Annotated in this window: 20 protein-coding genes; 11 read left to right on the top strand and 9 right to left on the bottom strand. The window is 43.3% G+C overall.

Going from position 1 to position 25,112, the window contains the following annotated elements:
- Window positions 1-68: 68 nt before the first annotated feature.
- From I3257_RS01100 to ispH, 4 genes are all read right to left on the bottom strand, one after another.
- The gene (locus tag I3257_RS01100) at window positions 69-1,601 is read right to left on the bottom strand and encodes a catalase (protein ID WP_275950079.1); all 1,533 of its coding nucleotides are present in this window, start codon (window positions 1,599-1,601) and stop codon (window positions 69-71) included.
- 388 nt (window positions 1,602-1,989) lie between these two features.
- Window positions 1,990-2,808, bottom strand: a complete 819-nt coding sequence (locus I3257_RS01095) for a thioesterase family protein (protein WP_238048537.1) — start codon at window positions 2,806-2,808, stop codon at window positions 1,990-1,992.
- A gap of 14 nt (window positions 2,809-2,822) precedes the next feature.
- A complete protein-coding gene (locus tag I3257_RS01090) occupies window positions 2,823-3,068 on the bottom strand; it encodes a hypothetical protein (protein WP_055124696.1) in 246 nt (81 codons plus the stop codon).
- A gap of 52 nt (window positions 3,069-3,120) precedes the next feature.
- Window positions 3,121-4,077, bottom strand: coding sequence for a 4-hydroxy-3-methylbut-2-enyl diphosphate reductase (gene ispH, locus I3257_RS01085; protein WP_045444223.1), 957 nt, complete (start codon window positions 4,075-4,077; stop codon window positions 3,121-3,123).
- 480 nt (window positions 4,078-4,557) lie between these two features.
- Between ispH and gmk the strand changes: the two genes are divergently transcribed.
- From gmk to I3257_RS01045, 8 genes are all read left to right on the top strand, one after another.
- A complete protein-coding gene (gmk, locus tag I3257_RS01080) occupies window positions 4,558-5,184 on the top strand; it encodes a guanylate kinase (protein WP_055124697.1) in 627 nt (208 codons plus the stop codon).
- 198 nt (window positions 5,185-5,382) lie between these two features.
- The gene (rpoZ, locus tag I3257_RS01075) at window positions 5,383-5,643 is read left to right on the top strand and encodes a DNA-directed RNA polymerase subunit omega (RefSeq protein WP_045444217.1); all 261 of its coding nucleotides are present in this window, start codon (window positions 5,383-5,385) and stop codon (window positions 5,641-5,643) included.
- A 412-nt stretch (window positions 5,644-6,055) separates the two neighbouring features.
- Window positions 6,056-8,254, top strand: a complete 2,199-nt coding sequence (locus I3257_RS01070; RefSeq protein WP_238048536.1) for an HD domain-containing protein — start codon at window positions 6,056-6,058, stop codon at window positions 8,252-8,254.
- Between the two features lie 236 nt (window positions 8,255-8,490).
- A complete protein-coding gene (locus I3257_RS01065; RefSeq protein ID WP_045444211.1) occupies window positions 8,491-8,871 on the top strand; it encodes a RidA family protein in 381 nt (126 codons plus the stop codon).
- Window positions 8,872-9,119: 248 nt separating this feature from the next.
- Window positions 9,120-11,405: a primosomal protein N' gene (locus tag I3257_RS01060; protein WP_238048535.1), complete on the top strand. Its 2,286-nt coding sequence runs from the start codon at window positions 9,120-9,122 to the stop codon at window positions 11,403-11,405.
- A gap of 267 nt (window positions 11,406-11,672) precedes the next feature.
- Window positions 11,673-12,863 carry a cation diffusion facilitator family transporter gene (locus I3257_RS01055; RefSeq protein WP_238048534.1) on the top strand — a complete coding sequence of 397 codons (1,191 nt, stop codon included), beginning with the start codon at window positions 11,673-11,675 and terminating at the stop codon, window positions 12,861-12,863.
- Between the two features lie 506 nt (window positions 12,864-13,369).
- Entirely contained in the window at window positions 13,370-14,074 is a 705-nt protein-coding gene (locus I3257_RS01050) for a hypothetical protein (RefSeq protein WP_238048533.1), read from the top strand.
- 75 nt (window positions 14,075-14,149) lie between these two features.
- Window positions 14,150-16,036 (top strand): monovalent cation:proton antiporter-2 (CPA2) family protein, encoded by a 1,887-nt coding sequence (locus tag I3257_RS01045; protein ID WP_238048532.1) that lies wholly within the window; start codon window positions 14,150-14,152, stop codon window positions 16,034-16,036.
- Window positions 16,037-16,109: 73 nt separating this feature from the next.
- Here I3257_RS01045 and I3257_RS01040 read toward each other — a convergent pair whose 3' ends face one another.
- Entirely contained in the window at window positions 16,110-17,039 is a 930-nt protein-coding gene (locus I3257_RS01040; protein WP_045444200.1) for a DUF2628 domain-containing protein, read from the bottom strand.
- Between the two features lie 298 nt (window positions 17,040-17,337).
- On the opposite strand from I3257_RS01040, the gene trmB reads away from it, so the two are divergent.
- The 3 genes from trmB (at window position 17,338) to I3257_RS01025 (ending at window position 21,447) form a co-directional block, all read left to right on the top strand.
- The gene (gene trmB, locus I3257_RS01035) at window positions 17,338-18,189 is read left to right on the top strand and encodes a tRNA (guanosine(46)-N7)-methyltransferase TrmB (protein ID WP_238048531.1); all 852 of its coding nucleotides are present in this window, start codon (window positions 17,338-17,340) and stop codon (window positions 18,187-18,189) included.
- 1,029 nt (window positions 18,190-19,218) lie between these two features.
- Window positions 19,219-20,271: a recombinase RecA gene (gene recA / locus I3257_RS01030; RefSeq protein WP_201560657.1), complete on the top strand. Its 1,053-nt coding sequence runs from the start codon at window positions 19,219-19,221 to the stop codon at window positions 20,269-20,271.
- A 57-nt stretch (window positions 20,272-20,328) separates the two neighbouring features.
- Window positions 20,329-21,447, top strand: a complete 1,119-nt coding sequence (locus I3257_RS01025; protein ID WP_238048530.1) for a regulatory protein RecX — start codon at window positions 20,329-20,331, stop codon at window positions 21,445-21,447.
- Between the two features lie 63 nt (window positions 21,448-21,510).
- On the opposite strand, the gene I3257_RS01020 is transcribed toward I3257_RS01025, so the two are convergent.
- The 4 genes from I3257_RS01020 to I3257_RS01005 all read right to left on the bottom strand — a co-directional run.
- Window positions 21,511-22,968: an anion permease gene (locus tag I3257_RS01020; RefSeq protein WP_238048529.1), complete on the bottom strand. Its 1,458-nt coding sequence runs from the start codon at window positions 22,966-22,968 to the stop codon at window positions 21,511-21,513.
- A 307-nt stretch (window positions 22,969-23,275) separates the two neighbouring features.
- Complete coding sequence (locus I3257_RS01015; protein ID WP_238048528.1) at window positions 23,276-24,010, bottom strand: YidB family protein; 735 nt, start codon at window positions 24,008-24,010, stop codon at window positions 23,276-23,278.
- Between the two features lie 302 nt (window positions 24,011-24,312).
- Window positions 24,313-24,756 (bottom strand): hypothetical protein, encoded by a 444-nt coding sequence (locus I3257_RS01010; RefSeq protein ID WP_238048527.1) that lies wholly within the window; start codon window positions 24,754-24,756, stop codon window positions 24,313-24,315.
- A gap of 92 nt (window positions 24,757-24,848) precedes the next feature.
- Window positions 24,849-25,112: succinate dehydrogenase assembly factor 2 (locus tag I3257_RS01005; RefSeq protein ID WP_238048526.1), on the bottom strand; the 264-nt coding region annotated here is incomplete at its 5' end.

The raw sequence follows: 25,112 nt of genomic DNA, 5'->3' as shown, positions 1-25,112 counted from the left end.
CGATAATAGGTTTAGCAAGTATATTCAGCAAATAGATTTAGTAATACGTTTTTAGATAGACCTATCAACTATAAGCAGCTAGGCAAATGCAGCGCTGGATCTGACTCACGAGCATTCATCGCATCTTCAACCGTTAAGCCTAGTGCTTTGGCAACGCCTGCGCCATAAGCAGCATCACACCAGTTACAGTTGCGAATGTGGCGATATTGAATAAAGTCCGGCACACCAGCCATATTATTCGCTGTGTTTTCAAATAGCACTTGTTGTTGCTCAGCACTCATCAAATTAAACAATGCGCGAGGTTGACTAAAATAATCGCTATCGTCTTCACGGAAGTCATAATGCGCCGCATAGCCGTCAATTTTTAATGGTGGCTCAGCATAATCAGGCTGCTCTTGCCACTGGCTAAAGCTGTTTGGCTCATAATGCGGGCGACTGCCATAGTTATCATCGACACGGCCTTGGCCATCACGATGATTGCTCATCACAGGGCAACGCGGCTTATTTACCGGAATCTGTTGATGATTGACACCGACACGATAACGCTGAGCATCGGCATAGTTAACCAAGCGGTTTTGTAGCATTTTATCCGGTGAAACGCTGATACCCGGTACTAAATTACTTGGGGCAAATGCGGCTTGTTCCACATCGACAAAGTAATTGTCAGAGTTTTTGTTTAATTCAAACTCACCCACTTCAATCAGCGGATAATCCCCTTTTGGCCATACTTTGGTCAAGTCAAACGGATGATAAGGAACGGTATCCGCCTCAGCTTCTGGCATGATTTGCACATACATTTTCCATTTAGGAAAATCACCATTTTCGATGGCATCGTACAAATCTTTTTGATGACTCTCACGATCAGAACCAACCACCTCTGCTGCTTCGGCATCGGTTAAGTTCTTGATGCCTTGTTGCGTGCGGAAATGGAATTTGACCCAAAAACGTTCTTTGGCTTCGTTCCAAAAACTATACGTGTGCGAGCCAAAACCATGCATATTTCTATACGATGCTGGCAGACCGCGATCACTCATAACGATGGTAACTTGATGTAAGGCTTCAGGTAATAAAGTCCAAAAGTCCCAGTTGTTGGTCGCCGAACGCATATTGGTACGTGGATCACGTTTGACGGCTTTGTTTAGGTCTGGGAATTTGCGCGGATCACGTAAGAAGAACACAGGTGTATTATTTCCCACCATATCCCAGTTACCTTCTTCGGTGTAGAATTTCAAAGCAAATCCGCGAATGTCACGCTCGGCATCAGCTGCGCCGCGCTCACCTGCGACGGTACTAAAGCGCGCAAACATCTCAGTCTGTTTACCCACTTCGCTAAAAATATCCGCACGGGTATAATTAGTGATGTCATTGGTCACGGTAAAAGTACCAAATGCGCCAGAGCCTTTGGCGTGCATACGGCGTTCTGGAATCACTTCACGGACGAAATTTCCTAACTTTTCATTGAGCCAAACATCTTGCGCCAATAATGGGCCGCGTTTGCCGGCGGTCATGCTGTTTTGATTGTCTGCCACTGGTGCGCCATTGCCCATGGTCAATTGGGTCGGTGCGTAAGGACATTTTTTATCGCTCATATCGTTGCTCATAGTCATACTCCTGTGAATAGCAAATGGATTAAAGTACAAAACCTATTCTGAATACGCTTCTATTAATAGTTCCAGAATAGTTGTCAGCTTGTTCGAAAAACGGTTTGTTTTTTTCATAGTAATGTCTAATGACAGTCATGTTCTGTGGTTAGATACTATTACAACCCATTACCATTGATTTGTATAATTAATTAATTACATGATTTCGTTTTGTTTTTCAGAACCACTGAACTTGTTTTTTACTCATGCAAATACTTTACTCCTTAGGATGGTTGTTATTAATAACGATAAATATTAACAGTGCAACTACTCTCTATCAGCCTTGCTATCACTTTTTTAAAGCGAATTGACCATATTAAATAGAGCTTAATTAAATACCACAGAGCAATTAACGCGGCATCGGACGAATGGTCAAAATTTGCTCACTACGACCAAAAGGGCCATGAACGTCATGTAACACAGCGCTCGTTAAGCCAATGCCATCATTGCCATACTGCTGCACCGCTTCGATGCCAAGCCAGCGACCTTGCGGCGCGCGATGCATATGAATTTGCAAATCCGTATTGGGAAACATCCATTCTAATTCTGACAAGCCAAGCCCAAGCCGAGGCACAACGCCATTGGCCGTGTCGACCATGCCCAATAGATGCACCAAGTCATCAGTTTGCTTGCCCTCGATCATATCCACATCATTAGTAATCCAGACCATACCGCGTCCTGGGCGACGCTGCGTATCATCAGCGACCAAGCGCACACTTTCAATAAACCCGCCCGGCCAGCCTTTCATGTCTTCCCAAATGGGCAACTCTTCGGGCTTATGTACCGCTTTTTGGTCTTCAATGCCTGCAATCTCGCTGGTATCTTGGGTCATTAGACGCCATGCCCGCGCAATAATTGCATCACGACCGCGACTGCTCATCACTGCTTCAATAAGCTCAATAGTCTTACCTGGACGAATACAACGCGTGGTAATGGTAAAGTCATCCAGTGGAATCAATCCTAAGATATCTAGGCTAATGCGAGCGATACGCATGTTTTCTTGCGGCACATAACCGTTGAGCTCAGCCGTGAGCAATCCTGTCGCTGGTGCCATATGCTGTTCATGCTCATTCCAAGCACCTTGGGCATGTTTGGTGGGCTGATAATGTGCGACGTTGACGCCGTCTTCTCGCTGTTCGCGTTTGATAAAGTTATAATAAGCTGACATGACTGTCCTATGATTTATTTGATAAGCTCTTGTTGTTTTAATTTAAGAACCTGTCGACTCTTAATGACAAAAAATAATGCAACGACCATCGCGGCAATTAATACGCCATAAAAAACATTCTTTTCTCGCATAAAATGCAGAATATTACTGCCTAACACGAATCCCACCACCACGATGACAAACAAATTCACTTTCAATTGTTTGTTAACCTCACCGAGAGTGGCTTCTGCCAATACAAATCCTTTTTTTTGCTTTTTCATTTTGCATTACCTACTATACGTTACCTATTAGATGTCTTGTACAAAGCCTTATCTATTTACCCACTTGGGTGACTGGGATACGCAAGGCTTTAGGCAGACTGAAAGTGACATTTTCTTCGATGCCTGATAGCTCACTCGGTAAATCACCACCCCAATCTTGCAGCTGCTGTAGCACTTCTTGAATCAGTACTTCGGGTGCTGATGCGCCAGCGGTGACACCGATACTCTGCACACCATCCAACCAGCTTTTATCCATCTCACTGGCATTGTCGATTAAATACGCACGGCAATTCATCCGCTCAGCCAGCTCACGCAGACGATTAGAATTGGAAGAATTGGGCGAGCCAACCACCAAGACCACCTCACAGCGACTGGCTAAGTCTTTTACCGCATCTTGGCGGTTTTGCGTGGCATAACAGATATCGTCTTTGCGCGGACCTTGGATACTAGGGAATTTTTCACGCAGTGCATCGATGACGCGTGCGGTGTCATCCATAGATAAGGTCGTTTGGGTAACAAATGCCAAACGTTCGGCATTTTGTACACTCAATGCTGCCACATCGGCTTCGTTTTCAACCAAATGAATGTGACCGCCGTGGCGACGGTTAAAGCGCCCCATCGTGCCTTCCACTTCGGGATGTCCAGCGTGCCCAATCAATACCGCATCCATACCCTCTTGCGCAAATTTAGCGACTTCGATATGTACCTTAGTGACCAGCGGACAAGTGGCATCAAATACGGTCAAATCGCGGCGTTCAGCCTCATCTTCGACAGCTTTTGATACGCCATGAGCAGAAAAAATAACGATAGAGCCGTCTGGCACTTCATGAAGTTCTTCCACAAAGACCGCACCGCGATTGGCCAAATCAGAGACGACAAATTTATTATGTACCACCTCGTGACGGACATAAATGGGCGGTTCAAAACGTGTCAATGCTTCGTTCACAATCGCAATCGCGCGATCCACACCAGCACAAAATCCACGTGGATTGGCAAGATAAATTTGCATAAGAGGGCCTATCATTAGATAATTTATTATTAAAGCTTAAATACACGACATTAATGTCAAAAGCTTTAATTCAAAAATTGGGATGAATTCATTACGCTACTTTAGCATAATTTACTTTTATTGCCTTTGAAAATAGCACGGTACTAGAGGCTGTTTTAACTAGAAGCAAACACATTCATACGTTCAAAGTATTTATCCATAGTGATAGCGTTAACTGCACTCAATGCACCAAAAATGTGATTTATACTAAATCGCCCTATGCCATCTTTACGCCGCTTCGATGATAACGACTGGTCAAAGGCGGCTTTAATTAAAATAAAAGCCACAAAAGCAGTTTATAATAGTGCATCGATGACAATGTCTATCGCCATACATGATGGCGATTTTTCTTTTTACCAGTTTTGAATTGTTTACTAAAACAGCTTTGGCTTTTTTATTCGCACAGATTTGACTAGCACACACTCCATTAGGACACATTGTATGACAGGTTCATTATTTATTATTACCGCCGCCTCAGGTACGGGTAAAACCTCACTGGTAAAGCAGCTACTTGCCACGACTAATGACTTAACCGTCAGCGTATCACACACCACGCGCACGCCACGTCCCGGCGAGATTGATGGTCACCATTATCATTTTACCGACGTCGAAAAATTTGTGACTGCCATCGGTGAAAACAAGTTTTTAGAACATGCTGAGGTCTTTGGTAATTACTATGGCACCTCGGAGCAAAGCGTGCGGACGCAGTTAGAAGCAGGCGTCGATGTTATTTTAGAGATTGATTGGCAGGGCGCACTACAAGTCAAAAAAATCTTTACTGACGCCATTATGATTTTTATTTTACCGCCAAGTATTGCCACTTTACGTCAGCGTCTATCGACGCGTGGGCAAGATACTATGGAGGTAATAGAGCAACGTCTGGCTGGCGCAGTGACTGAGATGGCGCAATATGTCCATTTTGATTTTGTGATTATTAATGACAATTTTGAGGTCGCTTTGACTGAGCTAAAAGCCATTATCGTGGCAGACAGGCAGACGCTTAAGCGTCAACAGCAGCGGTATCATCGCACCATCAGCAATTTACTTAGCAATAAAGTAGAAGAGTAAAGCAAGAGCGAAATACTACTGTCAACTCAGTCGATGAGCGCTTATTAATAGATACGTTAATAGACACGCAAAAAGCAACTACGCGGCTGGGCAAAAAATGCTATAATGTCTCGCTATCCCCCCTTTATATTTTGATATTATTTTTATTGAGTGGCGGGCAAGCTCCGTGACTAATAAAAACAACCGAGGTAGCTACATATGGCACGAGTGACGATTGAAGATTGTTTGGATAATGTTGATAATCGCTTTGAACTGATTTTAGTGGCAAGCAAACGTGCACGTCAATTGGCTAAAGGTATCGCAGAACCATTGGTTGATGTGGATAATGACAAGCCTACGGTATTGGCATTGCGTGAAATCGCTGCTGGTAAAATCACTCGCGATATCCTAAATCAGCCAGAGCACAACTTTGCCACCAGTTCATTAGATTTGGCACTGTCAGGCGATCATGGTTTTTAAGACACTGTATTATTAAGATACAGCATTGAAGATTTGTCGTATGAAGCCTATAAAGCTAACCACTGCCTTATAAGATAAATCCACACAGTGATGACATATTGACGAGAGACCACAGCATAGGCTGTGGTTTTTTGGTTGTAATGGCTGATTGCTGTGATATTGCTTTGACTGTTTTAGTCACCATTTATACCTGAAAACCTACCATTGAGTTAGAATTTCTAAATTTTTATAGCACCTGTTCGCTTAGCAGTTGACATTGAATGCGATTTACGATTAATTAGAGGATGGTCTACCTATTTTTATCTTTTTTCTCGAAATTTTTTATATTTATAGTATTCCAGCATTCATTCAGTCACCATTTACCCGATAGACAGTCAGGCAAACAGGTAATGGAAAATAGGATCGTTACTTTATGAGTCAAACCTTACCCAAACTCAGCCATCATTTAGTCGATGAGGCTCAATATAATTTACTGCGCTCAGTAGGTTACCTCACTGCTGCTGAACGCCGTGATATTATTGATGCCTGTGAGTTCGGTGATATTGCGCACATCAAAGATAAGCGTAAATCAGGAGAGCCTTATATCACCCACCCGATTGCGGTGGCCGAGATACTGGCAGGTTTTCGTTTGGATCGAGATACGATTATTGCAGCGATTTTGCATGATACGGTCGAAGACACCGAGGTGAGCGATGAGCAGATTGAGCAGCGCTATGGCAAAATAGTGGCGAGACTGGTCGACGGTGTGACTAAGCTAAAGTCGTCCTCCCACAATAAACAGCAAAACAAAGCAGCCACCTTTCATAAAATTTTGACAGCCACCCTTGCCGACCCACGTGTATTGATTATTAAGCTTGCAGACCGCTTACATAATATGTCGACACTAGATGCAGTACGCCCAGAAAAACAACGCACTACAGCACAAGAAACATTGGACTTTTATGTGCCGTTTGCGCGGCTGATGGGTCTTAATGATATTGCCGATTATATCGAGGTGCTCTGTTATCGTAACCTTGATTCTGACATGTACAACAAACTGTCTGACAAGCTACTACAGCACGGGCTTGGGCGTAACTTTCAAAGAGAGGCCATCCATCGCTATTTGAGTATTGTCCTCAATAATTTGGGGTTGAATGGTCTGGTCAAAGTTTTAGACAATCGCGTGGTCATCTACCGTCAGTTTTTCCGCAATCGCGGTGAAATCAACGCTCTGCTCCGTCATTATGCCTTTGAGATTGTCCTCGATAATGTCGAAGCCTGTGACAAATTGGCCTATTACTTAATTAAAAAATACCAGATTGATGACTCTCATATCGCTGATAATATTCGTCGTCCGCTACCAGGTGGCAATCAATCACTCACGCTTATCTATGAGCGCGATAACGATGTCGTCAAAGTGACGATTTTGACCAAGCAAATGCAAAGCGCAGCGCGGCTTGGTGTCATCGGTGCAGAGCATGCCTCAGACGTTAGCCAATCGGTTATCCAAGCCTCATTACGCAATATGAAAGACTTGGTCGATGAAGACAGCTTAGATGAAAATAGCCCAGACTTTTCAGCGGCGGTCTCTACCATTAATGAGCTGATGGATTACCTACACTCCAGTAAAATCATCTGCTATAGTCCAAAGGGTCGCGCTTATGAGCTACCACAAGGCGCAACCGCACTAGACTTTGCTTACGCTGTCGGACCGATGGTCGGCAATGTAGCCGTTGGTGCCAATATCGATGGTAAAAAAGCCAAACTTGGCACAGTCGTTAAGAATGGGCAGCTGGTTGAAATAGAAGTCAATAGCCACTCAGAACCAAAAGCAGAATGGCTAGGATTTGTCGTGACCAATAAAGCGCGTGAAGAGATTTTGCGTTGGTTTAAAGACTTGTCTCCTGCTGATAAGCAACACCATGGTCAACAAGCCTTAGATCGGGCGCTAAAAACCTATCAAAAAAGTCTCGATGACTTAACCGATAGTGATTGGAAAAACCTCACTGAATGGCGTGGCTTGACCGAAAAATCCGAACTATTTGAGCAAATAAGCTCTGGTACGTTACTACCACAGCTGGTAGTGACTCGCTTGTTTAGCGATGAAGTCAATGATTTGCAAGCACAAGAACACAGCGATGATATGATCCAACCACAGCAGCTGATAGTCAATGCGTCTGGGGTTGAGCTTGATTTTGCCAATTGTTGTCATCCTATTTATGGTGATCCTATCGTCGGTCACTTGTCCCGTCACGGTCTGGTTGTTCATCGACACAAGTGCTTTTCACTTGACGATATTCGTAAAGACAATCCTTATCAGGTTATACAACTGCGCTGGCGTAATGACAAGGCCGTAAAACAAGGTGACGCTGGCGAGCATGACATAAAAAATACCGGAAAGATTCGCTTTCCAGCCTATTTAAAACTATCTATTGCCCTCAGCGACGAACAAATTACTGAAGTAATCTATCATTTACGCCAATTAAATATAGGGGTAGAAAAAGTAGATGTGCGCAGTAGTGACACCATCATCCATATTATCGTTCGCAGTCGCAATCATCTAGCACAAGGCATTCGCGAGCTACGCTCCTTGCTAGGTTTCCCAAACATCATCAGGCTGTATCAGCTGTAGTGCTGGTAACAAGGTGTAGTGCGCGTGATACATCGCCACCAACACTCACTCAATAGAACATTGAATAATGGATTTAGAAAATTTTAGAAAGACCTGAAATAATGATAAACTGTGTTTTTTGATTTTTAACAAATAAACATAGAGCGTGTCATCATTTGCAAGGTGAAAACCAAAATGTAAATGATGAATAATGCGCCCTTACCTACTAAACCAGAAAAAGATAAAAAGGATATAATATGACTCGTCAAACCATTCAAACTGATAAAGCCCCTGCTGCCGTTGGTACTTATTCACAAGCCGTCAAAGTCGGTAACACCGTCTATATTTCAGGACAGTTGGGTTTTGACCCTGATACCATGGAATTAAAAGAAGGTTTTAAAGCACAGGCTGAGCAAGTGTTCGAAAACATCAAAGCCATCTGTGAAGCGGCTGGTGGCAGCTTAAATGACGTGGTTAAATTTAACGTGTCATTAACGGACTTGAATGATTTTGCGGCACTAAACGACGTGTTCGTTGCCAATTTGAGCGAGCCATATCCTGCCCGTGCAGCCGTCCAAGTAGCGGCGTTACCTAAAGGCGGTGTGGTCGAGATTGAGTCAATTTTATATATTGAGTAACTTAAGCCATATCATCATGTAAATGGTAAGGCTTAATACATAGACGTACTTAATTCTCAAGTCATTACGCCAAAAAAGCCACTGCTAAAAAGTAAGGCCAAAGTAAGCCCAAATATCAATATTTGGGCTTATTGCTATTATTCTTATCAATATTACAATCTAGATATCTAAAAGCTGGTTATCTAAAGACCATTTATCTAAAAACTGTTTATCCAAAAACCATTTACCTGAAACTGGGAACGCATTCTATGTTGGTACAAGTTGCTCTACCCGTGCCCCTTTATCGGGTATTTGACTATAGCATACCAGCAGATATAAACGCCTTCTCAAGCCCTTCTTTACCTCATATTGGCTGCCGTGTCGAAGTATCCTTTGGTCGTCAAACTTTAATCGGTATCGTCGTCGCTCATATTCCAGAAGCAAATAGCAGCGTGCCACTTAATAAGCTAAAACCTATCAATAAATGCTTGGATGCTGAGCCTATTTTGGACGCCAGTATGCTAAAGCTGGCACATTGGCTGGCGCGTTATTATTACTACCCACTTGGTGACGTTTTAGCAGTCATGCTGCCAACGCTCGTTCGTCAAGGTAAGCCGCTGGATTTACTGATTACCCATTGGCGAATTTTGCCGCAGGTAAGCGACGATGACTTTCGTGCCAACGCCAAAAAACAAAAACAACAATTTGATATGCTTAAGCTGCATGGCGAGCGCGGCGCGAGTGAAGATGTTTTATTGCTAGAGGGCATGGAGAGGAGTTTTTTAAAGGCGCTCGAAGACAAAGGTTTAATCGAGCGCTATATTCAGACCAAACAAGCACCTGCGCCTGTTAAATTAGCGAAAATGCCCCTTGATCTCAATAACGAGCAACAACTCGCCGTTACCGCCATTATTGCGGCTCATGAAGCCAATCGCTACACGGGATTTTTATTAAATGGCATCACTGGTAGTGGCAAGACAGAAGTCTATCTGCAAGCGATGCAAGCCGTATTGGAAGCTGGCAAGCAGGTGTTGATTTTGGTACCAGAGATTGGATTGACACCGCAAACGCGCGCGCGTTTCGCCAGTCGCTTTGCCGCTCACATTGTCTTATTGCATTCTGGCATGAACAATACTCATCGCTTACAAGGCTGGCAAGACTGCCGTACCGGTCACGCTCAAATCATTATTGGGACACGCTCAGCGGTGCTATATCCTTTTGCAGATTTGGGCTTAATTGTCGTTGATGAAGCGCATGATGGCTCTTATAAGCAGCAAGATACCTTGCGATATCATGCCGCCGACGTGGCACTTTATCGCGGACTACAAGCCAATATCCCTGTCGTACTGGGTACGGCGACGCCATCTCTTGAGCATCTAAAACTGGTCAATGACGGTAAGCTGGTGGAGTGCCAACTGCAAACTCGTCCCGGTAATGCGAAGCTTGCGACCATGCAGCTGATTGATGCGCGCCTGCAAAGTACTCATCAGCAAACGACGGACGACGGCGCGCGCTATGATACTGGGCTGACCGATGCGCTGATTGGGGCAATACGGCAAACGCTAGAAGCGGGCGATCAAGTATTAATATTTTTAAACCGTCGCGGCTATGCGCCAGTTTTGCTATGCGAAGCTTGCGGTTGGCAGGCAGATTGTCCGCGCTGCGACGCGCATTTAACCGTTCATTATAATAGCCATTCCCAACACAACGCTTATAGTAGCTCCTATTTAAAATGCCACCACTGCGACTGGCAAGCTTATATTCCAAAAGTTTGCCCTGATTGTGGCAGTCAAAATTTGGATGCCAAAGGGATGGGCACGACAAGGCTCAGCGAAAACCTGCATGCGATTTTTGCCAATCCGCAAACCAGCAAAGAGCTTTACCCCATTATCCAAATCGATCGCGATACCACCAGGCGTAAAGACAGCTGGGAGAATATCTATCAGCGTATCAATCAAGGCAATCCTGCCATCTTGGTTGGCACGCAGATGGTCGCCAAAGGTCATCATTTCCCCAATGTTACGCTTGTCTGCTTACCCAATGCTGATCGTGGCTTTTTATCAGCCGACTTTCGCTCGCCGGAACATACTGCGCAGCTCATGATTCAAGTCGCAGGGCGTGCCGGTCGTGGTGATAAATCGGGGCGCGTACTCATTCAAACATTGCAACCTGACAATGAGCTGTTATTAAAATTGGTCAAAGATGGTTATTTGTCTTTTGCTCGCGAGCTATTGCAAGAGCGTAAAATGATGGGTTTACCGCCGCATAGTCATGCTGCCCTGATACGCTGTGAAGGCAAAACCCTTGCCGCCACGACGCAAGCCCTTAAAGATGCGATTGCCATTTTGCCAAATGGTCATAATCTCGCCGTACTAGGACCTATCGATGCACCAATGAGCAAAAAGAATAGCCGTTACCATGTGCAATTGCTACTTTTAGGCAAAAATCGACAGCAATTACATCATATATTACAGCACTGGTGGCAGCCCGTACTGACCTTGCCAAGTACCAAGTACCTTAAACTCACTTTGGATATCGACCCTGTTGGTTGGTAGCCGCCAACACCTAACCATCACTCTTCAATTCGGATTATCACTTTATCGCTGTCCGCTACTAGGGCTTGTGCCCATTTAGAGGATAGTTGATTGAATTGAGGACACACCCTAAAGAACGCTATTCGAAATAGTAACCAATGGTTTACTGCCTAGATACAGCAAGCATTTATTAAATATGCTAAATTCTTTATATCTGGCTAGTCCGCGTACAGCAAGCCCAGCCTTATAAGCAATCAAATTTCCTCTTCTGTCATTCTGAGTGTTGTTATGAGTCAAAATAAATCAAACGCTGAACAAGGCAATCATTCTCATCAGAATGATACTGTTAATGTGGCTAACCATCTGCATAAAGAGGATGAGAGCAACTACACTCATGACAATCAAGCCTCTCACGATCACGATGAACACTTAGAGCAAACAACAGCCCCGCGAGATACCAAGGGCTATCAGCGTACTTTGCTGTTCAGCTTTATCATTATCACAGGCTATATGTTTATTGAAGCCATCGGTGGCTGGCTGACTGGCAGTTTGGCGCTATTATCTGATGCAGGTCACATGCTAAGTGATGCAATCGCACTTGGCGCGACGTTAATGGCCTTTAAGATTGGTGAAAAAGCAGCCACTCATCAAAAGACGTTTGGTTATAAACGCTTTGAGATTTTAGTCGCAACAGTCAATGGTGCGACGCTGGTCATTATTGCGCTAATGATTTTTTATGAGGCGATTAAGCGATTTAATTCACCGCCTGAAATTGCTACCCAAGGCATGCTTATCGTTGCTACTATCGGTATGTTGGTCAACATTTTGGTCGCTTGGCTGATGCATCGAGGCAGTCGTGGTGGAGATACACATGGTCACAGTCATGCTGGTAGTCACAAAGACAGTAATGAAGACACTCAAGGAAAAAATGCGAGTAAAAAACCAGTTAACCTTAATATGCAAAGTGCTTACCTGCATGTATTGAGTGACTTAATGGGTTCGGTTGCCGCTATTGTTGCCGCGCTTTTGATGATGAGCTTCGGCTGGGTTTGGGCGGATGCAGCGGCCTCGGTGATTGTCGCGATACTGATATTATTTAGTGGTTATCGTGTCGTGCGTGATTCCGTACATATTTTGATGGAAGGCACGCCAGAAGGCATATCCTTAGTGGATGTCGAAAAAAAACTGCTTACCCATCCGCAAGTACAAGAAGTCCATGATTTGCATGTTTGGAGTATTACCAGTGGTCTAAATGCGTTGTCTTGTCACGTCGTTGTCGATGGCGAGATAAGTATTCATGAATCAAGCATATTGATTGCCAATTTAGAACAAAGCTTGCTTGAGCTCGGCATCCATCATGCGACCATTCAGGTAGAAAGCGCATCACATCCGCAAACTGAGGCACATAGCGATGCGCTGGTCTGCGACATCTCAGAACAACAAACAGAGGGTAATAATCATATTGGTCACAATCATTAAGCATGAGACATTGAAAATCAGACTTTGAAAGTCAGACATTAAAAATTGAAAAGACCATTCTTCATTTAAATATCAATTCAAACGTCGTCTATGATTGATTAGCGACGTTTTATCAAGTGGTGGCAATCATAACGCCATATGCACCAAATTAGCCAAAGCGCTGTTATTAACCAAATACCTAACCCCAACGATAAGAATATGATTCGAATCCAAAAATCTCATACGTCAGTCCTGCCCCGAAAACCCTTAAAATTAGTTTGCTAAAAATATTCAATAATCCGCGCAACTTACTATCAGCGGACGAATCATCGTGCATGAACATAACTTCTTATGCGCCGACATAAACAAGCTTTATTTTAAATAAGCTTATATCACGCCGATTTTTAGCATTGTAATGGCATGTTAAAAATGATGGGAAATTTAGCCACGCCGCCATATTTTTCATATAAATTCTGTATACTTAAAGCTGAAACACCCAATTTACCACTAATGGATTATTTTCTGCCATGTCGAGACGCTCAGCTCCTTTTATTGCTCCAAGCCACATTGATGACCCTATCTCAGCAGAGGGTAAAAAGCATGCCAAAGCATTGTTATCAACATTGCAAGAAGACATTGCCAGCTTTCGAGATGAGCAGTTTCCGCCTGATATTTTGCGTCAAATTCGTGATATGCCAATTTATGAAGGCAATATCGCCGAAGTCCAAGCATATCAGCAGCGTTGGCATAATCTGCTTGAGCGCGCCATGGCGTTTTATCCTGCGGCCAACCTACCGCCCGATCATCTGCCGCTACCAGCCAGCCTTGAGATACCGCAATTTATCTATCATGTGCAAAGGCTACATTTGACCAAGACCCGTGCAAAAGAATCGAAAAGCTTCGGTTCGGTCGGTGCGCTTACTGATAAGTGTGGTGATTATAGTGCTGATGAAATTGCGCGTATGAGTGCAGTATTTGATAATGATGATGAGGCGCGTTTGGTGGCGCATCGTGAATTTATTGATTTGCGCGCCTATGTATTTTGCCGTGATAGCAAGGGCGAGATGCTGGAGCCTGAACGCGTACGTTTTTATCGAACGGGGCTTATCGTCCATGCGCTGCCCGATTTCAAAATCGTAGACAGTCGCCAGACCCCGCGTAAGCGCCGTAACGATGCTTATAACAATCCACTTGCCGATAATGGTGTGTGGAAGATTTATCGTAAAAAATAACGTATGCTAAGATTTTTTATTTTTGCCATGCCCAAATTGTACCGCTTATTTTATCATGATTGCTAAGGATTCCAGATGTTCGCTGCCGCCACCGGCTCACCAAATTTAATGTTACAAGCTACAATCTTCTTAGGAGCAGCCCTGCTCTTTGTACCCCTTGGTAAACGTTTTGGCATTGCGACGGTCTTAGGTTATCTCATTACAGGATTGATATTGGGGCCCAGTGGTCTGGACGTCGCAGGCGATGCTGAGAGCTTGTTGCACTTCTCTGAGTTTGGCGTGGTCATGCTGCTATTCATTATCGGGCTTGAACTGCAACCCTCACGATTATGGGCACTGCGGCGTTCGATATTTGTCCTCGGTGGTTTGCAAGTTGGTCTGACTGGCACATTATTAATGGGGCTGTTACATCAAATTTTTGGCTTACAGCTCGATACTGCTTTTATCGTCGGTTTTGGCCTTGCCTTGTCTTCCACAGCTTTTGTACTACAAATACTGACGGAAAAACAGCAGCTTTCTAGCACCCACGGTCGTGAAGCGTTCACGATTTTATTATTCCAAGATATTGCAGTTATCCCTTTGCTAGCCGTCATTCCTTTCCTATCAGGGGTGCGCGAACAAAGTTATGATTTGATTTATTTTGGCAAAGTTTTTGCGGTTTTTGCTGGACTGATTTTTGCTAGTCGTTATGTCGTTCGTCCCTTCTTTAAGTTTGTAGCCTCTAGTGGTGCATCAGAACTGCTGACCGCCGTTGCGCTATTTATCGTGATGGGTGTGTCTATTTTGATGGGTCAAATTGGTTTATCGATGGCATTGGGTGCTTTTTTGACAGGGGTACTGCTCGCAGATTCTGAGTATCGCCATGAGCTAGAAGCCAGTATTGAGCCGTTTAAAGGATTGCTACTTGGCTTGTTTTTCATGTCGGTCGGCATGCTGACTGATGTCAAACTTATCTTGGCAAAACCTATCTTTATCATCGGCTGTGCAATGGCATTGATGGCTATCAAATTTGGTGTCATTACCGCCATTGCAAAGATATCAGGCAATCGCTGGCCAACCAGTATCAGACTGGGTGTAACGCTCGCTCAAGGTGGTGAATTTGCTTTTGTTTTATTCAGTGTCGCTACTGCTCAAAATGTGTTGCGACCTGAGCTTGCCAACACCCTGAACCTTATCGTCACTATCTCCATGGCGCTCACACCGCTGGCATTTTTGTTACTTGAGAAAATCGGTGAGCCTTTATTTGCCAAAAGCAAACCCAGCCGAGAATACGATGCCATTCCCGATCATGAACATCAAGTCATTATTGCTGGCTTTGGGCGCGTCGGTCAGATTATCGGTCGTGTACTACGCATGCATAACATCGAATTTACCGCCATTGAACGCTCAGCGAATCGTGTCGATTTCGTTCGTAAATTTGGTAACCAAGTCTATTACGGCGACCCAAAAAACCCTGAGATATTACGCGCAGCTGGCATTAAAAAGGCCCGTGTGTTTATTTTAGCCATCGATGATTTAGAGCGCTCTATCACCACGGCTCAATACTTACGTAAAAACTATCCAGACTTGATTGTCTTGGCACGGGCACGTGACCGTCAGCATTATTATCGATTGCGTGAGGTCGGTGTGCGTCATATTTGGCGTGAGACTTACCTATCATCCTTGGATATGTCACGTGAGTCTCTACAATTGCTTGGCATCTCACCAGAAAAAGCGCGTGAGACGGTGCAAACTTTCCGTGATTACGACGATGACTTGATTGAACGTCAGCAAGCGATCTATGATGATGAAGCCAGCATGATTGAATCCGCACAATCAGCGATAGCAGAGCTAGAAAGCTTGTTTGATGAAGACATTGATAAAGCCCGAAAAATGGACTTAACGGATTTTTATGACGCGTTGAAAAGTAAAGCAACACCCGTTGATAAAAAGGACGACGTTGCAACTGACTCTAACACCTAAATATTTATATATTTTAAAGCGTGTTTGATGATTCACAAATAGTCAGTGTCATGGTTAAATCATCAAACATGCCCTAATCGGGCATACAGCTTGCTGGTGCCAGTTTCTTATTTAGTGAACTTGTACAGTTCCAACTATCGCTGTCTGGCACATGGTAAAAAACCAGTGTCTGCTGATTTAGATAGCGGATAGGGAACTGAACATTTTGTATGGTCGCAATGACTGCACAATCCGTTTCTACTACGCCAGCGGCCTCTTTATCGATATCAATTCGTATCTGCTGAGTGCCTGTATCGATAGGCAAATCCATTGGACATTGCCCTGTCTGTTGATAAATCAGTGCCACACGATTTTGTGCCGTTTTGGCTATATCATACGCATCGAACAGCACTTCATTGGCTTTTGGCTTGGCAATAATTGGCAGAAACTGTATCTTAATGACCATTAAAGCAAAAGCAAAAATACCAAACCCCAATCCTAACCCAAATAAACTGACCCCACCTTCTCGGCGCAGATGCACCTTTTGCGCTGCTTCATCACGCGGATAATCATCGATAGCATCTGCAATCTCACGTCGCGCCATGCGGTAATAATACGCATCCGTCCAACGCGCCACCATGAACGACCAAAATAACCAAATGATCGCGGCTATACCTATGCGTGTCGCCATCTGGTAAGCATCAGGGATGAAGGACATTGCCAAAAATTCAAACGCAACCAATACCAGTGCCACATTGAGCTGAATAAACGACCAGCCAGCCACGCTATAGACAATCGCATCCATATAGCGTTTGCGATAGAGGAGCCAAGGAAACGTCACAAAAAATGCTGCCCAATGCCATTTTGGCGAAAGATAACCTTGTGCATCGAACTGCTCAAAGCGTTTTAGATAATAATGCTGGCTACGGTGACCGATGAACCATTTATCAAGTTGTGTACGCTTAGCAGGAGTCAGCTGTTCTTGGTAAAAAGGGGGCGGCGAATCCGTCTCGATAAATAGCATAGATGACCCCTATTAACGATGAAGAAAAATTTAAATCCATTACTCACTTTATATGATAACGCCAAAACCGATGTGCAGAACAGTAAAACGACAGATAAATACCGCTAATTCAATGTAAAAGAGCGTCAAGGCAGCCGAATGGCAATCTATATGTGATACGTCAAACAAGGTCAACGCTTTCATTCTTTTATGCTGGATCAGCGATAACAATATTAAAAAAGGATTGTGCGTTCACAGCTGTATAGATTTAACTTATAATAAGCATACATCACCCATTTTATTAAGCCTTGTCAATCCTATGAGTCAACATCCTGATATTAATGATAACATCGATAGTACGAATACTACTGATGAGCAAAAAGTCCTCAGCACTAACACCGAAAGCAATACTGATATTGGCATTGAAGCCAGTATTAGTAATGAGAGTGAGCCTGAAGAAAGCAAACATCTACGTATCGTCAACACCTTTATGAAACGACGTACGCACATGAATAAAAATGCCGAACTGGCACTAACCGCGCCAGAATTTGCTGAGTATCTGGTCAATAACAGTTTCGGTGATGGCAATCTTGATGGTATTGACAATCTACGAACGCTATTCGCTGATAGCCCTAACGGTAGTGAAGCACCGCTTACTTTAGAGATCGGTTTTGGACTGGGTGATTCGTTCATTGAGATGGCGGCAGCAGAACCTAGCCGCAATTTCGTTGGTATCGAAGTGCACGAGCCAGGTATCGGTAAATGCGCCTATATGGCAGGTACGCAAGCGCTAACCAATGTCAAAATCATCAACGGTGATGCCATCCAATTGCTCAAGCAACTACCAGAAAACCATATTGATCGTATCCAGCTTTACTTCCCTGACCCATGGCAAAAAAAACGCCATCACAAACGCCGCTTCGTCAGTGCTGAACGCATGGCGATTGTGACTCGTAGTCTAAAGCAAGGCGGCTGGTTCCATACCGCAACCGACTGGGAGAATTACGCCTTTTGGATGGTTGAAGTATTAGACGGTTTTACTGATTTAACCAATCAAGCAGGCGCAGGTCACTTCACCGACCGCCCTGACTTTCGTCCAATGACCAAATTTGAGCGCCGCGGTATAAATAGTGGACATGGCGTTTGGGATTTAATCTATATTAAAGACTAGATTTGGCTCACTTATCTTCGGTGACTTCTACATAGCGGCTAAATTATTTAGCCGCTTTTTTGTGCTTGCAAATTATCTAATGACAATATTATTTGATTTTTTTCAGCTACAACCCTTAATAGACAAGCTATAAGTATTTTTATTAAAAATAATAAATTTTTTTAATACGTGAAACATCGTCTATTGTCATAGAATTTTTAAATAAATAACGCTACATATAGGGGTAAAAAATATATTCCAGCGCCACACTCACAAGTCACCTACCTACTCAAACATTGATAGTATAAGGGATTCATGAGTTCTCCCCATAAGCTGTGGATAACCCTGTGCATAAGTACGCACTTGACAACAATTTCCCTAGATAGCTCAAAGGATGAGGTAAAATCGTTCATTTTTTATACAATTTAAAAAACCTTTTAAATCAGTAAGTTAAACTGTATTTCATAATACTGTAATTTATTTTCAATATATTTTTAAATTAAATTAATCCTCACTGATGTTTCACAAAAGCTAAATTTAGACGCTTTATTTCTTGTGGACAACTTTTAATGCTATTGACAAAGGGCAGCATCATCCTATCCAAAATTAGGATGTATTCAGCAACTAGATTACACAAGTTATCACTTATATACAATGCGACAGTTAGTGTCGTTTAGCATCATCTAATCTTCTATATGCTCCTTGGTTTTTGTTATAATCACCTTATCTGATCAACCGCATTTTAGCAAACAGTTAAGGCTCAACGAGCATAATGTTACCTACAAATTACATCTGTTGGCGCTGATTATGAACTTAATTTTACTTTTATCGTTATTTGATTTTACTGTATAGTAGAGTGATATATCCTATATTACTGTCTACACCATCGATACCCTAACCCATTCATCCTAGATAGACATTGAACGAACGCTGCCTATTATGTAGATAGCCATCAATACTATTGAGCCGTTAACCTTCTTAGCTACAAACATTTTATTTATCATACCAAATTTATAGTTTTAACCAATGATTGAAGACAAGGAATCCAGTATGGACGACAATAAAGCCAAAGCCCTTAAAGCAGCACTAGGTCAAATTGAAAAGCAGTTTGGTAAGAACACCATCATGCATTTAGGTGACGACTCAGCTATTATGGATGTCGATGTAGTATCAACAGGTTCGTTGGGTCTGGACATTGCACTTGGCATTGGTGGTCTACCAAAAGGCCGTATCGTAGAGATTTATGGCCCAGAAAGCTCAGGTAAAACGACCATGACGCTACAGGCGATTGCAGAATGTCAAAAACAAGGCGGCACCTGCGCCTTTATCGATGCTGAGCACGCGCTTGATCCTGTTTATGCGCGCAAACTTGGTGTAAACACTGACGAGCTATTACTTTCTCAGCCTGATAATGGTGAGCAAGCACTTGAAATTACCGATATGCTTGTGCGCTCTGGTGCTATCGATATGATCGTCATTGACTCAGTTGCTGCCTTGACGCCGCGCGCAGAGATTGAAGGCGAGATGGGCGACTCACATATGGGTTTGCAAGCGCGTCTTATGAGCCAAGCCCTACGTAAAATCACAGGCAACGCCAAACGCTCAAACTGTATGGTGGTATTTATCAACCAAATCCGTATGAAAATTGGTGTGATGTTTGGTAGCCCTGAGACCACGACTGGTGGTAACGCACTGAAATTCTACGCCTCTGTACGTATGGATATCCGCCGTATCGGTGCGGTCAAAAATGGTGATGAAATCATCGGTAACCAAACCCGTGTCAAAGTTATCAAAAACAAAATGGCACCGCCTTTCCGCCAAGCAGAGTTTGAAATTACTTATGGTGAAGGTACCAACCACTTAGCCGAAGTGATTGACTTGGGTGTTGAAATTGGTGCAGTTGGCAAAGCAGGCTCTTGGTATAGCTATGGCGACGAAAAAATTGGTCAAGGTAAAGCCAATTCTGTGCTGTTCTTAAAAGAAAACCCTGCGATTGCGCAAGAAATCGAAGCTAAAATCCGTGAAGAAAAGCTTGGATCAAAGAAAGAGATTAAAGCCGAAGATAAAGCCAATGAAGCGTTGGTTTCTGATCCTGTACAATAACGGCGCAATGATTAACCGTTATCAATAATCATGACTTGTTATGAAAATTAAATTGTTATGAACATTAAAACCTTAGCTGAAATACTCGCTGAATCCGATGCCGATTCAGCGAGTAGTCCTACTATCAAATCAAAAAAACCGTCCAAATCTTCCAAACACTCTGAATCCTCCAAATTTTCTCAGCATTCCTATCAAGGCGATCCTAAAAAAACAACTAAGACACGTAAGCATTCAACTTACTATCATGAAAACCATTCATTATCTGACGATGCTGAATTTGCAGTAGAATCCGTTGACGCACCCCCTTCTACCAATAGAAATCCTGCTAAAACCAAGAAACGTAAAAAGCGTTTTCACCCAGCGGCTAACTTTAGCCCTGAGCCTAGTGATGTGCCTGCTTATCAGCAACCAGAAGCGCAAAGTATCAAAGAGATGCTGGCTGAAGTTAAACAAAATATTCATAGTGAACCAGACGATAGCGCGGCTACTGATAATGAATTTAACAAAGAATCACAGTATACAACCGATGCTGCCATTACCAACACTTCTGCGCACAGCACAGTCGACAGTCAGATGGATAACCTACCTGCTGCTCTTAAAGCCTATCTGCGCACGCCTGAACAACGACAAGCAGAAATAGATGAGATCAAAGCCGAAAGCCGCTTGCGTTGGTTAGCTTTTTATTATTTATCGCGCCGTGAGTACGGCAAGGCTGAGCTTAAGCAAAAGCTTATTGATAAAGAGCAAGCCCCAGATAAAATTGATGCGCTACTCGATGAGTTTGAAGAAAAAGGCTACCAAAGTGATTATCGCACGACGCTCATGCTCATTCGTGAAAATATCCGTAAAGGTCGGGGACGAGGACGTATCAAGCAGGAGTTTTATCGTAAAAAAATTGCCATGCCCAGTAATATCGATGAGTTAATCGATATGGCAAATGCAGAGTCAGAAGAGTTTAGGGAGTTTGTAGATGATAGCGCAGATAATCTGGTAGATGGTATCGATTGGCTCAAACTGGCGGTCACAGCGCGCACTAAAAAGTACGGCGATGACATCCCCACTGAACAAAAAGACAAAGCAAAGCAGCTACGGTTTTTGCAATATCGAGGCTTTCAGAGCGATATCTGTTTTGCCGCGCTCAATTATACGCTCGAAAAGTTAGATGAGCGCTTTTAAGCCACCCTCACCTTTTTTAAAAACACCCATCTGCACATAAGACAATATGACTTGAGCGATCTATTAATAATAGCCGAGCACTTTCCACCAAATCAAACCAGCACCGATCCAGATGACCAAATTGACCACACTCATAATCGCGCCAATACTCCACCACTCTCTTAACGTCACATAACCAGAGTTAAAAATGACTGGCGCAGTACCGGTTGCATAATGCGTAAGCGTCATCATGATGTTGCCCGCTGCGGCTAAGATCAGCGCATATAACATCGGCGGTGCACCCAAGCTTAAACCCACCGCATAAAATGCTGCAAATAATGCAGTAATGTGAGCCGTGGTACTAGCAAAGAAATAATGGATATATAAGTATACTAGGGTCAAGATAGTCACAGCCCCTATCCAGCCAAGCCCAGTCGTGCCGATCATCGATTCGATATTGCCAGAGAACCAGCTTATCAGTCCAAGCTTATTAAGATAAGCGGCCATCATAATAAGGGCGCCAAACCAAATAATGGTATCCCATGCTGACTTCTCTTTTAAAATATCGTCCCAAGTCAGTACCCCAGTCAATATTAAGGTCGTCAAACCAATAAATGCTGTGGTGGTAGCATCGACGCTATATTGCTCACCTAACATCAATGCGGGAATATTCGCCCACAATAACAGCATCAGAGCAAATACCCCGAGCATGATCTTTTCTTGGCTACTTATTTTTCCCATTTCTGCCAAATTGTCCTTGGCAAAACCTTTTGCATCGGGCGTGATTTTAACATCAGGGGGATAAATTATATAAATGACTAACGGCATCACAAGCAGGCATAGCATACCAGGTACAAACATCGCCACCGCCCAAGTGGTCCATGACAGCTGAATATCACCGCCTGTAGCTTTATTCACTAAATCTACAACCAAAGGATTGGGGGCAGTAGCCGTGATAAACATCCCAGAAGTAATCGGGTTGGCATGATAGTTCACCATCGCCAAATAACGACCAATCTTATTTTGAGTGCCTTCTTCTGGCGTCGAATGAAAGCTTTGCGCGATAGACTTCATAATAGGATGAATAATACCGCCGCCACGCGCCGTATTAGAAGGCGTAATGGGTGCTACCATCAATTCAGCCGCAGTCAAAGAATAAGCCACGCCGATGGTTTTTTTACCAAAAATAGAAATAAAATAATAGGCAATACGCCGACCCAAACCCGTTTTTATCAAGCCACGCGATATCATGACTGCAATACCAATTAGCCAAATCAACGGACTTGAGTAGCTTGATAGTGCATCGCTAATGGCTTGTGCTGGGCTATCACTAGTCACGCCTGTCAGTGCGACTAGGGTGACGGCAATGATAGCAATGGCACCAATGGGTAATACTTTGCCGATGATGGCGACAATAGTGGCGATGAATAACGCCAGCATGTGCCATGCTTCAGGCGTAACGCCAGTAGGCACAGGTATCACAAACCAAATGATCAAGCCGACCAAAATGGCAACCGCTGCTTGAATAGGCTTAAATGGCATGATTAACTATCCTTATAAATGCTTATACCATCACGCAGTCATATTATATAAAGGATCATCAAAGTAGCCACTGCGACAAAAGACTCAATGAATCATATGACCATCTTATAAGATTTATAGAATTATTTTTCTATTATTCACCATTTTTAACATATCTATTTAGAATAAAGAGTAAATATTCAGTAACTGAGTACCAATAGTAGGGTTAAACTAACAGCCATAAAAAAAAGCACGTTGGATAACGTACTCTTTTTCATAGTATTAACTTTGTGGCATTAACGATTGCAACTTTCTTCAAAAAATAAGTTTATTTTAACGCACCTAATCGACTAGATAACTGATTGATGATTTGATCAATCTCTTCATTGGCTTCAGATTCATTATCCAAATTGCCACTTGGTGTCAGCTGATTCATTACTTCTGGCAGCAATTCAGCAAGACCTTGACGGACTTCTACGTCATTAGCACCAGTATGTGCTGCAACCTGCTGAATCTCATTTTCATCGAACAACTGACTGATATCATTTGGATCAAGGTTGTCATTGTCTTGCTGGTTACTCATCCAAGAACGCGCTTGGTTTTCATAACCCATGCCTGTGATTTTAGATAATGCACCACTCAAGCCGCCATTGCGTTTGATCCAGCTTAGTACCATTGGCATAAGTGCAGCGATTAGCATACCTTTACCACCGAATCCGCCTTTGGTACGCTGACCACCCAATACGCTGCCTAAAATGTCACCCAAACCACCAGCACCAGCATTAGAATTGACGCCGCCACGTTGATTGCCACCAGTGAGTCCACCGCTTGTTAACCCACCGAGAATATCATCTAAGCCAAAACCATTGTCTGGCTGACGATCATACTGGCGTGGATTGTAGCCTCCAGTTTGACTACCACCGCCGAGCACGCTACCCAATATATCCCCAAGACCACCTGTACGACGTGGATCAATGCGTTGATTTACAGGATTACGCTGCGCATCTTCAGGATCCATCGCACGACGGGCCACCTGACTAACCAAATTCCCTAATAAGCTCATTCTCGATTCCTTTTTGTCATATTATTTATTATCTATAAACCGCTAAAAACTTCGCTGCTAATTTAATATATTAAGCAACAGCGTGATTTACTTATGCGATTCACAATTCTCTTGCAATATAACAAATCTCTTTCGCTATCCAGATAGGTGTTTTGTTATGACATGTAGGCGTTCGTAAATTCATGGAAAAAACCGCTCATTGGGTGCTATAAAAAAATACTGCCTTAACTCGTATTTTCGGCGTGTATTTTAGACATATTAAACATTCGACCATGGCACTGATAAGCACTATTTATGAATATTCAATATAATCTAGCCAAAACATTCAACTCTCGCCATTGTTCAGGGCTCACTTGATCTCGAAAGATGGTCACTGATAAAGAGCGCTGATAAGGCTCTACAACATTGAATTCAAAGCTTATCGCCCAGCTATATCCAGAGACAGCGATTAATTGTGCCTGCCATAGCTCATCACCGCGACTCGTACGGATCAGTAGCTGCCAATGTTGATCAACACGATGACTAAGTGGTGGTTGGCTCAGGTGCAGCAGTATGGGTCGTGATAATGTCAAATAAATAATCACCGCGGCGGTAACGATTAAAATAAGCACATATTGCCATAACAGTAAACAAGCAAGCCACGCCAGTACAACCATGACGGCGGTCAACCCACTATAAAGCAGCAAACGCAAATAGCTGGCAGGCCGAATAGCCGTATCAATACGCAACGAATTTGCCAAGGTCATATTTTATCACCAAAAAAAACGGCAGACCATTATGTTACTTAGGCCCAGCTATGCCAGCTCTGAACAACCATTTTTTATATCTAAATCAGTCTTTAAGTCAAATCTTTGGTATGACGCCATGTCTTAATTTTATTGACTAACGCCCATATTTCTTCGTTTTCTGGACGATTTTGATTGGTGAAATAATCCAACAAATCAGGGTCTTCATGAGTCAGCATTTCTGCAAACGTCTCTTGTTCAGCAGGCTCTGCCGTTAAGTAAATCTCTTTGACATAAAGATCAATATAAAAGTCTAACTCTTTTAATCCGCGGCGTGCTTGATAGATAATGCGGCGCTGTTCATTGGTTGGTTCTGG

The sequence above is a fragment of the Psychrobacter sp. Ps7 genome (assembly GCF_022129225.1).
Lineage (GTDB): Bacteria > Pseudomonadota > Gammaproteobacteria > Pseudomonadales > Moraxellaceae > Psychrobacter > Psychrobacter immobilis_A.
Note: the sequence above shows the minus strand (reverse complement) of the source record. Positions and strands in the feature narration are given on the sequence as shown.

Coding starts and splice junctions, on each gene's coding strand:
- I3257_RS01070 (WP_238048536.1), top strand. CDS start 6,056: ATGAGTCAAACCTTACCCAAACTCAGCCATCATTTAGTCGATGAGGCT.
- I3257_RS01100 (WP_275950079.1), bottom strand. CDS start 1,601: ATGAGCAACGATATGAGCGATAAAAAATGTCCTTACGCACCGACCCAA.
- I3257_RS01010 (WP_238048527.1), bottom strand. CDS start 24,756: ATGACCTTGGCAAATTCGTTGCGTATTGATACGGCTATTCGGCCTGCC.
- I3257_RS01065 (WP_045444211.1), top strand. CDS start 8,491: ATGACTCGTCAAACCATTCAAACTGATAAAGCCCCTGCTGCCGTTGGT.
- I3257_RS01040 (WP_045444200.1), bottom strand. CDS start 17,039: ATGCTATTTATCGAGACGGATTCGCCGCCCCCTTTTTACCAAGAACAG.
- recA (WP_201560657.1), top strand. CDS start 19,219: ATGGACGACAATAAAGCCAAAGCCCTTAAAGCAGCACTAGGTCAAATT.
- I3257_RS01020 (WP_238048529.1), bottom strand. CDS start 22,968: ATGCCATTTAAGCCTATTCAAGCAGCGGTTGCCATTTTGGTCGGCTTG.
- I3257_RS01060 (WP_238048535.1), top strand. CDS start 9,120: ATGTTGGTACAAGTTGCTCTACCCGTGCCCCTTTATCGGGTATTTGAC.
- I3257_RS01025 (WP_238048530.1), top strand. CDS start 20,329: ATGAACATTAAAACCTTAGCTGAAATACTCGCTGAATCCGATGCCGAT.
- I3257_RS01090 (WP_055124696.1), bottom strand. CDS start 3,068: ATGAAAAAGCAAAAAAAAGGATTTGTATTGGCAGAAGCCACTCTCGGT.
- trmB (WP_238048531.1), top strand. CDS start 17,338: ATGAGTCAACATCCTGATATTAATGATAACATCGATAGTACGAATACT.
- I3257_RS01095 (WP_238048537.1), bottom strand. CDS start 2,808: ATGTCAGCTTATTATAACTTTATCAAACGCGAACAGCGAGAAGACGGC.
- ispH (WP_045444223.1), bottom strand. CDS start 4,077: ATGCAAATTTATCTTGCCAATCCACGTGGATTTTGTGCTGGTGTGGAT.
- gmk (WP_055124697.1), top strand. CDS start 4,558: ATGACAGGTTCATTATTTATTATTACCGCCGCCTCAGGTACGGGTAAA.
- I3257_RS01050 (WP_238048533.1), top strand. CDS start 13,370: ATGTCGAGACGCTCAGCTCCTTTTATTGCTCCAAGCCACATTGATGAC.
- rpoZ (WP_045444217.1), top strand. CDS start 5,383: ATGGCACGAGTGACGATTGAAGATTGTTTGGATAATGTTGATAATCGC.
- I3257_RS01015 (WP_238048528.1), bottom strand. CDS start 24,010: ATGAGCTTATTAGGGAATTTGGTTAGTCAGGTGGCCCGTCGTGCGATG.
- I3257_RS01045 (WP_238048532.1), top strand. CDS start 14,150: ATGTTCGCTGCCGCCACCGGCTCACCAAATTTAATGTTACAAGCTACA.
- I3257_RS01055 (WP_238048534.1), top strand. CDS start 11,673: ATGAGTCAAAATAAATCAAACGCTGAACAAGGCAATCATTCTCATCAG.